Source organism: Vibrio sp. QJM3NY_35, assembly GCF_057785915.1.
In genome coordinates, this window is the sequence record NZ_CM173507.1 from 1,546,001 (window position 1) to 1,558,861 (window position 12,861).

The window sequence follows — 12,861 nt, forward strand, 5'->3', positions numbered from 1 at the left end:
CTTTCCTTAGAAGTCACGGCTATAGGAACAGGAAAATCACTATAACGCCTTTTTGTAGGATGATTGTCTGAGTTAAATCAAGAAAGTTGCCTGATTATTCTAATTAATGAGAAAAAACCAACCCAGATCCACCAGTGCGCAGGATTTTAATCTGTATATCTGTCGGGTATAATGTTTGACCGCTTTTAAACATACGTCGATGAAATTGGAATGTAATCAATAATGGCACTGATAAATGAATAGAAACAATGTGTTAGGTTCATTCCTTTTAGTGTTGCTGATGAGTGTTGTGCTGGGGCTGTATTTGCTCTACCCAACTTATGACGACGATTTAAAGCATATTCGCCCTGAAAACCCGAGTGTTTATAGTCCAGAGAAAGAATTATCACTCTCTCATTATGGATCTGCATTGATTGATATTCTCGATGTATCTCGTGGTGATCCTAATTTAGCTTCCCAACAACTCGAGGCTCTCCAAGCCAAGTTCCCAGACCAAGATAAAGCCATCTATCGTGCTTACGAATTGATGATTTTGTCGAACCTCGCGCAACACAAGTTGGATACCAAAGCGGTTTCAGAATACGTCAGACAGATTAAAGCACTCGCACAACACGAACATATGGGTTGGCTAAAGGCCCAATCTCTCGTTGAATTGGCGATCGAATACATCAGTAAGGGTGAGCTGGCGGAATCTGAAATCCAAATCAGAGCTGCGATAGATATCGCGGAATCGCTCCACTATGAAGAGTTGTTGATTAAGGCCTATAACACGGCTGGTGTTATCAACAATATCCGCAATGACTTTCCCGAAGCTCAATACTTTTTCCATAAAGGTTTAGACCTTGGTAAGAAGTACCCTCAACACATCTACAACAGCAAGTTAGTGTCAAACATGGCACTGCTTTATATCTATTTGGAAGACTGGCCTAAAGCGCTCAAGCTGATTAAAAGAGCCAAAAAACTCTATTACAAGAGCGGGCTACTTGAAGCGTCTACCATCGGCGTGCTGCATGTGAATGAGTCTTTTGCTTATCTGCGCAGTGGTGATTTGGTCAAGGGTCGAGAAGCCTATCAAAGTGCGGCTAAGCTCAATGGCGATAACGTGAGTGAACGATACAAAATCATTCTATTAAAAGCCGAGAGTGATGTGTTGTTGGCGGAAAAGAACTTTGAGTCAGCGCGGCAAGTCGCAAACTTGTGTCTTAGATACCCGGGCGTCGACAAATACACACTTCAATTGGGGCAGTGTTACCTAAATAGAGCCTTAGCGAATATTGGTTTGAACCGAGATAATTTTGTTTTTGCTGATCTAAAGCGATCGTCTGCAATGTTCGATGTTGTTGGGACTCGCAGCTGGAAGGTTCTCGGCTTAAAAACACTTGCTGAATACTATGATTCAAGAAGCGACAGCGAGAACGCACTCCGCTACTTCAAACTCTATTACAAGGGCAACAAAGCGCTGCTATTTGATAAGCGCCAGAGTGATATCTTTTTACTAGAGCAAGATTTCGCTACAGCATCATTAGCTCAAGAAAACGAACTGCTTAACGCAGAAAAAGAGTTGGGTGAGCTGACATTAGATAAGCAGCAGTTACGGAATCGAATCGTTGTCGCCTTGGGTATCATGGTGATGATCAGCGCCACGTTACTTTTGATAAGGTTACGCTCGATCCAGAAGACCAACAAAGAACTACTTAAGCAATCAACAAGATGCGAACTGACAGGTTTATACAATAGGCGTTACTTAGAGCAACGGTTAACTCAGCCGATACCACATCCTTTGTCGTCGTTTGGGTATACGCTCGCTATTCTAGATTTAGACCGCTTCAAACAAGTTAATGACACTTATGGCCATGATATTGGTGACCAAGTGTTGGTGGAAGTCGCTCAGCGTTTAGAGCAAATCTTATCAACAAACGATGTAGTGGCAAGATGGGGTGGGGAAGAGTTTGTTTTGTTGTTGGCTGGGAATCAAGATCCTAATAAAGAGCTTGAGCTGATAAGAAAAACGATCGCTGACCGACCGATTGAAACACATTCTGGCCCACTAGAATTAACCACATCGATTGGTGCGACGACTCATCTAACGGAACAACAGTTGAATAGCAGTACCTATAAGAAACACTTGAAATCGGCAGACGACGCTTTGTATCAAGCTAAGCAGTTAGGGCGCAATAAAGTCGTTATCATTTGAGTGCCTAAACTTGGTTAATCCCCTGTAATCAAGAAACCTGAACTTCAACAACTAAGCGAATAAGAGTGCTTGTCTGAACTAATACAGCTATCTACTCTTATTCGCTTAATTAATACTGTGATTTGGCTTGCTGGGTTACTTAGCGACACCTTGGAGCATTTCAACCAATTCGCCTTCTGTCGCTGGTTCGCTAGCGAGTTCAATTACCGCTGAAGCTCCTCCCTTTAACATGTAGGCTTGGGTTCCGCAGTGGTCATAGTGGAACCATTTACCATCTACGCATACGTCGGTATAACATCTTGGGTCTTGTTTAAGTTCCATATCAATTTCCTTATTAACATTTGCCTAACGTTTTTCAGACTAGTTGATCACAAATCTAGGTAAATTGATTTAAATCAATCTAGAGTGTAATTGATGATTTGATTATCAAAATAGGAGAGGTGTGTCTAGCGAAGGAGCGACCTCTCGTTGAGTACTGCGCTCAAAGGTCGTGATTCTGGTTGGCAACTCTCGCTCTTTTGCTTGCCAGTTGGTGCTTTTCTACATACGCTAGCCACTCTCTTAATCCCTATACAGACTTGATTGTGTTGGAAAATGACTAATATCTTTATCGTTGTAATTGTTCTGGTTGTGTTCTTTTACTTTATTCAAAAGTATGTGGTGAAACACGATGACACCAAAGACCACGCTTATCAGAAGAAAGGTGCGTTGATGTCGGCGCAACAGGCGACATTCTATAATGCGCTAAAATCCGCTGTGGGTAACCATGGGGAAGTGTTTGCGAAAGTCAGCATGTCGAACGTGCTTGTTCCTGCTAAGACGAACAACAAGAAGAATTGGTTTATCGCAAACAACAAGATCTCACGTAGTTACTTCGACTTTGTTGTTTGCGATCCGCGAACGCTAGAACCCCGCGTGATCATCGAACTTGATAACGGCAAAGAACTCAATAAAGGGAAAGTCGACCGCGAAAAGCTACTGATTCACGTCTGTAAATCGGCAGGTTTACCTCTGATTGGTGCTTCAATTAAGCACAGCTACCAAGTGAGCCGTTTGAAGAGGTTACTGGCAGCCCACATCGATTTAATTGAACCATCCAAAGAAGTTCGATTCTGTAAGAAATGTGGTAGTCCAATGATCATCAAACTGGCAAGCCAAGGCGATTACAAAGGCCGACGCTTCTTCACTTGTAGCCGCCAGCCAAACTGCACCTATACCGAAAACTACAACGTTGTATTCGATGTTGAAGAATAGTTGGTATCGATAGTAATGCATCCGGTTGGACTCGATTCAATCGCTTAGATACGAATAAGTTATACAAACTAAAAAGCCGAGCATTGATTATGCTCGGCTTTACTAATATTAAGTGGATTGGTTTAGACTAAAACGCGTAACGCATACCGAGCTGTAGCTCATCTTCGTCGTTATCGCCTTGCCCACCTTCGCCCTCGTCTAACATGTTAAACTTATAACTACCAAAGAAGGCCACATCGCCAATATAACGTGCGTATTCTAGACCGATAAAGTTAATGTCGTAATCTGCAATATCGTCAGCTTCAAAGTAGCTGTAGGTCAGGTTGACGGTGTTGACACCAAACGAGTATCCCAAGTAAGCATCTGCAGAATCGTAGTCTGAATCTTTTACGCCTAGACCTGAAATACTACCAAATTGATAGAGTGCGGCGAACCAAACCCCCTGATCGTTGGTGTACTTAACCGCACCAATATAGGCATCAGAAGTTTCTGTATCTGTCCCAACGCCATAGGTTTCATCACTTGACGCATAACCGACGCCAATATCTAACCCAATCGAAGTGCTGCCGGCGACAACTGCACCGAAGCCGTCACTTTGTGCTGATTCACTATCTGAATTGAAATTGCCATCAATTTGAAAGGTGATGTTGTCCAGGGCAAGATTACGAAGCCCCTTGTACTGCAAGGACTTGCGAAAGGTAGCTATTGCTACGGTTTGCTTTTTTCTGCTTTCTTTTGATCCCTGCTTTGAAGCTAGTTTCTTCCGTCAGCAGATTTAAAGCTATATGTCTTATAACTGCTAAATTCTCACCAGCTTGCTCTCGACGAATCCGACATTCATCTTCTTTAAAACCTACGTCTAATCGCCAGTGCATCTGATTTTCAATGCTCCAATGTGCTCGCGTGCTCTCTAGTAAAGCTTTAGCCGTCAGTTTTGCTGAGCTTATGTAGTGCTTGATTTGCATTGTTTCTGCTGGCTTATCACCTTCTTGACGAATTGAAACGACCATACCAATGGTGGAGAGTCCCGCCCAATCAAGCGCTATATCGCCTAAGAAATCTGTATTGTGAACAACCATACTCAAACGCGTTTCTGTACGACCATGTCCTTTCTCTTGAGTGACGTATTTATCACCTTCAAAACTATTAAGCATACTAGAATTAAACACTTGGCTAATCGCTTGCTCCAATCGTTTTTGATTACCTTTTACCGCTAAGAGGTAATCTGCATCTTGGCCGACTATCTTTTCAGCTATATCCTTCTGGCATCCCATAGCATCAATCGTCACTAAGCAACCTCGTAAGGAAAGCATTTCAAGCAGTTCGGGGATCGCTTTGATTTCATTGCTTTTGTCTGCTGTTTTAACCTGCCCTAACACAACTTGATTTGCAGCACTAAACGCACTAACCATATGGATTGCACCACAACGCTTGTCTTTGTTGTATGTGCCTCTGAGAGTTTTGCCGTCGATAGCAATCACTTCACCCTCAGTCACCTCATGACAGTCTTTCATCCACGCTGTAAAGCATCGTTGTAGTTGCTTGGCGGAAATAAGATTGATAACTCGGGCAATGGTATCGTGTACTGGTATGCCTTGTTTGAAATCACCATACTGTCTAAGCCATTCCAAGTTATCTTCACCAAAATCTTCAATATCCTCCCAACCTTCAGCACCAGCAATCACTGCTGCAATTGTTAAGAAGATAATGTCGGTTAGCGTGTGCTCTATTTTCCAAGCTTGGCGAGGGTCTCGAATAACTGAAATATGGTCCAAAAGGCTTAATCCGTTCATTAGGCTAAATATCTGCTGTTAAAAAACAGTATATGATCACACCTAAATCTGATCATCAAATTGATCTTGGATGTATTGAGATTATTGTGACTTCAGTGTACAAATTAGTGGAAACATTACTTCACGCTACCCCTTATTCCATATGGGTTTTTCATGATCTTGCCCTGTGATGTTGTCGCTTGTCAGTTCATAACGTAAAACATTTTTTGCTCGATCAGCAGTCGACACCGTGTATTCATTGATATAGCCGCTGAAGGTTTCAGCCATATCCGTCCAATCGGTTAAGTAGGTAACGGCATTATTTTGGTGGCCATAATAGACGTTACCGTGATTGGTTTGAACACCCGTATATAAGAATCGAGTGTTAATGCCGATATCATCTGATGCGCCATCTTCAGACTCTGTTAGTTCGAATTCATATTTCCCAAAAAAGGAAACATCGTCCGACGCTTTTTGTGTGCCATCGACACTTAAGCGGACACGTGATCTATCACTATAGGTGCTACTATTACCAGCACTTTTATTCGCATCAGAGAAATTCCCTCGAACTTCTGCGCGGCCGCCGATATTGAATACTGTTTCATCTGTCTCATAAATGGTCGCCGCCGATACGGCAGATGTCGATAGTATGCTCACCACTGCAATGGCGATATGTGATTTTTTCATAATTTATTCCCTATTTTTCACACTTGTATTTATCGTAAACCATAAATTCACGTATGGCATTGAATTTAAATCAATGATTCCCACAGGTTATGAATATAGGCGCGCTTTACCATTATGCAAATTTCATTATGTATTACTGTGCTGTATGTATTCAAAATAGCTATGATGTGTGGGGTTGGGTTTTGAATTGCTTATAGATTGTTGCTCTTGAGGGAGATTAATTGTAGCTGATGTTTTTCGACTATAGAGTGCTATCGTATTTATGTATGTTGGTAATAACCCGGCCACTTTATATGAAAAATCCGAATTTAGTCATTGCGGTCTAGTAATTCGATGACGACGATTACAAAATCGTGGTGATTTTTATGAATGATGTATTTCAGTGAGTTACAAAGCCTCTGCGTGCCTTTCACTTATAATGATCAAAATACTACGGTAACCCAGTGGGCAAGCAAAATTTTTGACACTAAATATAGGCATTGATCTATATCTGTATGGTTACTGTAAAGGCCAAGAAAAACGGTATAGACAACAAAAATCCCAAATTGAACACATTAGGTTAGTTAACTGATTGTCATCAAGGATTAGAATTTTTCTAACTAAACTTTGTTTTTCAGCGGTTTGACGATAATCTGGGTGTAAAATCGACATGTTGTTATGTCTTTGATTGCAAAGTGAGCAAACGAATCGCAAGATGCCAGTTAATACTTGCACCATCTGTTTATCATGGATATCATCGTTGGCGTTCTAAGGGAATGCGTCCGTAGCTCAGTTGGTTAGAGTACCGCCTTGACATGGCGGGGGTCGGTGATTCGAGTTCACTCGGACGCACCATTCCTTCTTTAGTTTTTATTGCATAACTATTGAGTTTGTCACAATGGTAGTAATAAAAAATTAGAACATCGCCCGCTTAGCTCAGTTGGTTAGAGTACTTGCATGACATGCAAGGTGTCACTGGTTCGAGTCCAGTAGCGGGCACCAAATTATACGAAAGAGCCCACCTAGTGTGGGCTTTTTTTTGCCTATAATTCCTTGTTTTATCAGGTTGTTAGCTATTTATTGGTCCCATAAGATTCCATAGCATGTTGTAAAATCCATCGTTTAAAGTAATCTCTGAAGTAGTCTTTTAAGAAATAAGCAATTTCGAGGTTACTTCAGGGGGGTACGATGGCGAAAAAAGTACAGCCTTTAACGGCAACTCAAGTCAAACAAGCAAAGCCTAAAGAGAAAGAATATAATTTAGGTGACGGTGATGGATTATCATTGAAGGTTAAGCCTATAGGAACAAAGCTATGGCGTTTTTCTTATTATCATCCCATTTCACGAAAGCGCTTGAACCTAGCTTTAGGCAAGTACCCTGACGTCTCACTAGCTAAAGCTCGAACCAAAGCTATTGAAGCTAGAGAACTACTTGCTGATGGTATTGACCCTAAAGAGCACCGTGACACTACTCTTCGAGAAAAACAGTTAGAATTGGCGAATACGTTACAGTCGGTGTTTGATGACTGGATTGAAGTGAAGAAAACAAGCGTCAAAGAGCAAACTGCTAAGAAGCTAAAGCAACGAATTGAGAAGTACCTCTTGCCTGATCTTGGTAAGCTTCCTCTTGGTGACATTACGGCACCACAAGCGATCAAAACAATTAAACCCATTGCGAATCAAGGTAAATTAGAAACAGTAGGCCGTTTGTGTCGTAACCTCAATGAGATAATGACCTTTGCAGTAAATACGGGGGTGATTGAGCACAACAAGCTAGCAGGCATTGGTAAAGCTTTTGAAACCGCCAAGGTAACCAACCAAGCTTCGTTAGCCCCAGATGAGCTTCCAGATCTCCTCAAAACAATCAACTACGCATCCATTAAACCCATCACTCGCTGCTTGCTAGAATGGCAACTTCACACCATGACAAGGCCAGCTGAAACTGCTGGGGCACGTTGGGATGAAATTGACAGAGAAAAGATGCTTTGGGTCATTCCTGCTGAACGAATGAAAAAGGGAAGAGTGCATACTGTCCCTTTAACAAGACAAACTCTAGATCTATTAGAAACCATTGATTTCATCACGGGTGATAGTGAATACCTATTCCCAGCTGACAAAAGTAACAAAAATCACATCAATAAAGAGACAGCAAATAAGGCATTAGTAAGAATGGGCATGAAGGGCCGGCAAACGTCTCACGGCTTACGCGCATTAGCCAGTACCACTCTAAATGAACAGAATTTTGATCCAGACATTATTGAAGCTGCACTTTCTCATGTGGATAGGGATAAGGTAAGAAGCGCATACAACCGCACTGATTACCTTGAACGTCGTAAAGTTCTCATGGCGTGGTGGAGCGACCATATTGAAGAAGTTGCAACAGGAAGCTTGTCGATGAGTGGTAAAAAGAGCCTGAAGGTTGTGGGTTAATAGGTATGTATTGTGATTTGATGTTTTAGTAAATTGGGGTTACGGTGTAACTTTGAATCTTCAATAAATTGAAAGGCATTGGCTTGGCGTAGAGTACGGTTTTCTATGGTGCATATAACCTAAATAATTTCAGACATATGTCATTTAAGTGAATCCACTCACTTGTAAGGTGTCAATATGCCAAACGTAACCACTCGCTTAATTCGTCTCAATGAAGTACTAGTAATGACTGGCTTATCAAGGTCGGGAATGTATCGCTCTATAGAAAAACAGCAGTTTCCATCACAGGTGCCAATTGGAGATAGAGCCGTCGCATGGGTAGAAAGTGAGGTTCAAATGTGGATAGCTGAAAAAATTGAAGATCGTCACCTATCTTGATATGACAAAGGAGAGCTATGTGCTCTCCAAATTTATATACTTCACTTAAAACGGTCGAATGATTCTATCTTTTTTTGTTTTTCTTTTTTTATCGCTTCTTTTACTTTTTCTATATTGGATACCCAACGGCTAGCCATCATTGACACTATTTGGTTTACTGGTTGATCAAACTCTTGCGATAACTGCTTTAATTGTTCCACTGTTGACTCGTCAACAATAATATTTAAAGATTTCTTCTTTTCCTTTTTAATTTTTATTCGATGTTTTTTTTGACTCCATGCTTTCTTCATGTTTATTAAAAACAACGTCTTGTCAGACTCTCCTATTTCAATGGAGTGAAATATCGCAGGGACAGTTATCCTAAATGCTTCATTATTATTTACTAATTCAGGCATGTTTTTGCAGTATCTTTTAATTGTTTCATTTTCAGTAAGATAATTTATAGACCATGCATCAATATTGTACTCTTTTGCATCTAACCAGGATAATGAATGTTTATTTTTTGAATTGTAGTATTTTTCTTCTAGGTAATTAAGGTAACTAATTTTGTCCGGCGAGTTACACTCTATGGTATTTAAAAAATAAATAACATCATTTTCAATATCTTTGATTGTTCTCATTTTTGATAGTTTTGAAAATGACTTTAATCGTAATATTTCTTGCATAACGCCTTTTTTATTAAAGAATATATAACGCTCATTTATATTGAAGATATCATTATTCGATAAGTGTAAATAACAGAAAACGCAAAAAACTCGATCGATAGATAGTAATTTCATGAAGTTGTCATCAATCATATTATTTAGAAATTCTGTTATTATAGCGTCGATGTTATTATTTTTAGATTTTGTTTTTATTGATTCTTCTATTTTTTCAATAAGATCGGGAGAGTCAATTTTAATTTCATTTGCGTTAGTGATGTAGTCATGCTTGTACATCATCCTAATAATCTGTTTTTTTGCTCTATATTTGTCTTTGATAAAACCTGAGATCTTTCTAGTTGTTCTTCTTTATCCATTATTTATTTCCTACGCAGTAGATTTAATGTCACGTTAACGTATTATTCTAGTAGGTTTAGTGTAGCTTTATAGAGTGACAATGTTGTGATCAAAGCTTATATTGTTAGGATTCTGTAGGTTTTTGTTGGATTTTTAGGCTGACATCTCAATTGTGAGTTTGAAGTAGTGGTGTGTTTTAGGCTCTATTTATACAAGGTGAAAAATCACCTTGTATAAATAGCCTGGAGTAAACTTTTCAATAACGATTAATAGGTAATCAATATATGTTGCCTTTGATTGGGTGTGTTTCTATTATAGATGTTTCATTTTTTACATTATGATAATGGTTAATGTATAAATGAAGAATACGAATGATCAAGTAACCTTATGAAGATATGTTCAATGTTGAATATATATTAAGGAATAAATCTGGGCATACTGTTGATTATCTAAAGTACATATCTGCTAAGATAGACTTTCGAATTTCAACAAAAATTGCCGAAGAAATAATCTTATTAAAGGTTTATTTCTGCTATTGAAGAAAAAATACAAGCCAATTTAAAGCGTAAAGTGAGAAGGTGGTAAATGAAGGTGAGATATCGAATGAGATATATTGGAAAAGGATTATGCTATCACTGCTATGTTATCTTCCTGTCGTATTTCAGCGTTATATGTTTTTGATTACACCTATTACGACCTAAATGTCGTCAATTACAAGTCTTATGATAGTCCAACTCTTCGAAGCGGGCGTTTGCTTGATTTGGATTGTGATAATCGAATGACAAAGGAGCATATCTATTTTATTTGGGCGAAGAATAATATATGAGCGCTTATTACTTAATTTCAGAGTAACTTCAAATGCTGGAATTTGGAGTTTATTACCCGGAATTGATTGAGCTGTAACGTTGACATCATGTATTTTTGGTTAAAACCAGAATGGAATGATTCGTCCGGAGCATGTTCAGATATCGTTATTGCGGTATGGTAATATTACGTATATACCATTCATTAACTTACCCTTACCAAACACAATTCAATAAAGATACTCACCTCATTAAATAACTATTCCCAATCATCCTATACCAGAGATATTCATTCCAAAGGTATAATGATGAAAAAGCTTAAAACAACGACCAATGATACATTCAATGGATTGCCAATCTTAAAGGCAAAAGGTGGATTAGTTCTTAGCTACCTTGATAAACTGTATGACACGATTGATAAAGCCGTCACACAACACCCTCGTACGACAGCCATTAGAGTAGACCTACGTTTAGCTAAGTCTTTATTGTTTGATGATTCTAGTGTCATAAAGAACTTTATTGCTTCGCTGGATGCTCAGATTCAAGCTGACCTCAGTCGAAAAAAAAGGAGAGGTCAGGCTGCTCGTAGTTGTAAGGTTCGATATGCTTGGTGTAAAGAAAGAAGCACGTCATTGAGTCACCATTACCACCTTGTCTTGTTATTGAACAAAGACGTGTACCATTCTCTTGGAAGGTTTGATCAAAAAGGCAATTTATCAGACATGATAAAGAAGGCGTGGTGTCGAGCGTTGGATATCAAAGCCAATGAAGGTGATACCTTAGTCCACTTCCCGGACAACCCTACCTATTGGTTAGAACAAAACTCAGATAAATTTGACCAACAGGTGGGTAGCCTGTTTAAACGAGTCAGCTATTTAGCTAAGGTTGAGACCAAGCACTACGGCGATAGATCACGAAGTTTTGGGTGCTCTCGAACCTAAAAAAAGAGGGCAGAACATCGCCCTCATTAATCCTTCTAAATAATTAGTTTTGAGTGACGGTTTGCATCTTAATAGCCGTTATTGAACTCACTTCTTTTTCCACTGTAGTACCAGCGTCAAAGTTGATGTAGTACTCAGTAAAGGTTCCACTTGGATATTGATAGAACATCAGCTCGTTGTCGCTGACAACGGCCATTCGTTCATTGGCATCGAGTTTAGCACCACTAGAAGCATCGATTGTCGTTGTAGCGGGTTGGTTAAGTTCAGCCTTACTGGTATCAAAACGCATGAAGCTAGGCAGTGCACTATTATCATCGGCACTTGAATACATGCAGTACAGTGAGGTTTGGCCTGCATTGGCTACGTGACCACTATGCGCTTTAGAGGGTTCGAGTTGTGTGATGGTTTTGGTTGTGTCATCGAACTGATACACAGAGCAATCTGAATGCATTTTATAATCACCACGGACCACACTCATGGAGGACGGTCTGTACCCATTGGTGGTCCATAGAGCATCGGTTTGGTCTAAGGTTGCGCCATTCAATGTAAGCTCGATCAGTGCATCATCGGAATCTCGAATTGTATAGAGTTTATCTGCGTATAGAAATGGAACAGACAACAGTGACGTATCGTAACTAAAGTTGTGCTCGGTACCGTCTGGCTCTAGCCACGTTAAGCTATCACCACTCCAAGGAACGGTGACAATATCACCTGTTGATAGAATGATGTTGTTTCTGAAGTAATCATCAAAGACTTTAGAAATGGTAAACGTACCATCAACAAGCTCCGCTTTATGCAGGCTGAGTTCATCACTGTGCCTTAAGTAAATATGTGTGCTGTCTCCGTTGTGGGAAAAGCGTGTATTGGTGACCCAAGCCTCATGTTCAGCTTCCACCTTCTTATAGATAGGAACGCCGCTCTCGACCAATGGATAAAGATCACCGGTATTCTTGTCCTGTATGAGGGTGTAATTGCCTTCATACACCACGTCATCCACGGTGACGGTGACATTGCTCATGTTGATTGCAGAGTAGGTGGTATTTAGGTCGACGATCATATCGATAGTCGGAGTCACAACGCTCTCAGTTTCATCGCCTTCAAAGCTAATCGAGCTTACCTCACCGTTTTCTGGGTTCTCATAAACGTAAGCACTTTGCCCGTCGTCTAAAGGCGTATTGAACGTAGCTGCTCTAGAATATGCACGATAGCCAGTTAGGTCATGACTACGAGGCTTAAAGGTTTGAAAACCATCATTAACAACACTCATACTTGATATTGAGCGCGTTTGGTCGGCTGGTGGAGACGTTGGAGTATTACTATTGGAACCCCCTCCGCACGCTGTTAGAGCGAAAGCAATAGAGCTGACGAGAGTTGTCTTCAATAACATAGTGTTTTTCATAATCCTTCCTTGTGTGGTTAGTTGAA

General features: G+C 40.1%; 10 protein-coding genes, 2 tRNA genes and 1 pseudogene. 7 read left to right on the forward strand and 6 right to left on the reverse strand.

Going from position 1 to position 12,861, the window contains the following annotated elements; all coding sequences use genetic code 11:
• The first annotated feature begins 235 nt into the window (after positions 1–235).
• A complete protein-coding gene (locus tag AC3CH3_RS07035; RefSeq protein ID WP_488538058.1) occupies positions 236–2,194 on the forward strand; it encodes a GGDEF domain-containing protein in 1,959 nt (652 codons plus the stop codon).
• 135 nt (positions 2,195–2,329) lie between these two features.
• Here AC3CH3_RS07035 and AC3CH3_RS07040 read toward each other — a convergent pair whose 3' ends face one another.
• Positions 2,330–2,515, reverse strand: coding sequence for a hypothetical protein (locus tag AC3CH3_RS07040; RefSeq protein ID WP_017059179.1), 186 nt, complete (start codon positions 2,513–2,515; stop codon positions 2,330–2,332).
• 273 nt (positions 2,516–2,788) lie between these two features.
• Here AC3CH3_RS07040 and AC3CH3_RS07045 point away from each other — a divergent pair, with 273 nt between their 5' ends.
• Positions 2,789–3,448 carry a DUF2726 domain-containing protein gene (locus AC3CH3_RS07045; protein ID WP_017065541.1) on the forward strand — a complete coding sequence of 220 codons (660 nt, stop codon included), beginning with the start codon at positions 2,789–2,791 and terminating at the stop codon, positions 3,446–3,448.
• A 127-nt stretch (positions 3,449–3,575) separates the two neighbouring features.
• Here the strand turns inward: AC3CH3_RS07045 and AC3CH3_RS07050 are convergent, their stop codons facing one another.
• From AC3CH3_RS07050 to AC3CH3_RS07060, 3 genes and pseudogenes are all read right to left on the reverse strand, one after another.
• Positions 3,576–4,133 (reverse strand): hypothetical protein, encoded by a 558-nt coding sequence (locus tag AC3CH3_RS07050; protein WP_488538059.1) that lies wholly within the window; start codon positions 4,131–4,133, stop codon positions 3,576–3,578.
• Complete coding sequence (locus AC3CH3_RS07055) at positions 4,111–5,241, reverse strand: ISAs1 family transposase (RefSeq protein ID WP_261875708.1); 1,131 nt, start codon at positions 5,239–5,241, stop codon at positions 4,111–4,113. The genes AC3CH3_RS07050 and AC3CH3_RS07055 overlap by 23 nt, the downstream gene beginning before the upstream one ends.
• A 159-nt stretch (positions 5,242–5,400) precedes the next feature.
• A pseudogene (locus AC3CH3_RS07060) lies at positions 5,401–5,907 on the reverse strand (porin); the annotation flags it as partial.
• Between the two features lie 757 nt (positions 5,908–6,664).
• Between AC3CH3_RS07060 and AC3CH3_RS07065 the strand changes: the two are divergent.
• The 4 genes from AC3CH3_RS07065 to AC3CH3_RS07080 all read left to right on the forward strand — a co-directional run bounded on the left by AC3CH3_RS07065 (position 6,665) and on the right by AC3CH3_RS07080 (position 8,694).
• Positions 6,665–6,741 (forward strand) — tRNA-Val (locus AC3CH3_RS07065).
• Between the two features lie 70 nt (positions 6,742–6,811).
• Positions 6,812–6,888 (forward strand) — tRNA-Val (locus AC3CH3_RS07070).
• Positions 6,889–7,074: 186 nt separating this feature from the next.
• Positions 7,075–8,316 carry an integrase domain-containing protein gene (locus AC3CH3_RS07075; protein ID WP_488538060.1) on the forward strand — a complete coding sequence of 414 codons (1,242 nt, stop codon included), beginning with the start codon at positions 7,075–7,077 and terminating at the stop codon, positions 8,314–8,316.
• Positions 8,317–8,493: 177 nt separating this feature from the next.
• Positions 8,494–8,694, forward strand: a complete 201-nt coding sequence (locus AC3CH3_RS07080) for a helix-turn-helix transcriptional regulator (protein WP_102278574.1) — start codon at positions 8,494–8,496, stop codon at positions 8,692–8,694.
• Between the two features lie 41 nt (positions 8,695–8,735).
• Here AC3CH3_RS07080 and AC3CH3_RS07085 read toward each other — a convergent pair whose 3' ends face one another.
• The gene (locus AC3CH3_RS07085; RefSeq protein WP_488538061.1) at positions 8,736–9,635 is read right to left on the reverse strand and encodes a hypothetical protein; all 900 of its coding nucleotides are present in this window, start codon (positions 9,633–9,635) and stop codon (positions 8,736–8,738) included.
• Positions 9,636–10,800: 1,165 nt separating this feature from the next.
• On the opposite strand from AC3CH3_RS07085, the gene AC3CH3_RS07090 reads away from it, so the two are divergent.
• The gene (locus tag AC3CH3_RS07090; protein ID WP_488538062.1) at positions 10,801–11,436 is read left to right on the forward strand and encodes an inovirus Gp2 family protein; all 636 of its coding nucleotides are present in this window, start codon (positions 10,801–10,803) and stop codon (positions 11,434–11,436) included.
• A gap of 43 nt (positions 11,437–11,479) precedes the next feature.
• Here the strand turns inward: AC3CH3_RS07090 and AC3CH3_RS07095 are convergent, their stop codons facing one another.
• Positions 11,480–12,835 carry a hypothetical protein gene (locus AC3CH3_RS07095; protein WP_488538063.1) on the reverse strand — a complete coding sequence of 452 codons (1,356 nt, stop codon included), beginning with the start codon at positions 12,833–12,835 and terminating at the stop codon, positions 11,480–11,482.
• Positions 12,836–12,861: the final 26 nt, after the last annotated feature.

Excerpts from the sequence above, each read along its gene's own strand:
- AC3CH3_RS07035 (WP_488538058.1), top strand. The coding sequence starts at position 236 with ATGAATAGAAACAATGTGTTAGGTTCATTCCTTTTAGTGTTGCTGATG.
- AC3CH3_RS07040 (WP_017059179.1), bottom strand. The coding sequence starts at position 2,515 with ATGGAACTTAAACAAGACCCAAGATGTTATACCGACGTATGCGTAGAT.
- AC3CH3_RS07045 (WP_017065541.1), top strand. The coding sequence starts at position 2,789 with ATGACTAATATCTTTATCGTTGTAATTGTTCTGGTTGTGTTCTTTTAC.
- AC3CH3_RS07055 (WP_261875708.1), bottom strand. The coding sequence starts at position 5,241 with ATGAACGGATTAAGCCTTTTGGACCATATTTCAGTTATTCGAGACCCT.
- AC3CH3_RS07075 (WP_488538060.1), top strand. The coding sequence starts at position 7,075 with ATGGCGAAAAAAGTACAGCCTTTAACGGCAACTCAAGTCAAACAAGCA.
- AC3CH3_RS07080 (WP_102278574.1), top strand. The coding sequence starts at position 8,494 with ATGCCAAACGTAACCACTCGCTTAATTCGTCTCAATGAAGTACTAGTA.
- AC3CH3_RS07085 (WP_488538061.1), bottom strand. The coding sequence starts at position 9,635 with ATGATGTACAAGCATGACTACATCACTAACGCAAATGAAATTAAAATT.
- AC3CH3_RS07090 (WP_488538062.1), top strand. The coding sequence starts at position 10,801 with ATGATGAAAAAGCTTAAAACAACGACCAATGATACATTCAATGGATTG.
- AC3CH3_RS07095 (WP_488538063.1), bottom strand. The coding sequence starts at position 12,835 with ATGAAAAACACTATGTTATTGAAGACAACTCTCGTCAGCTCTATTGCT.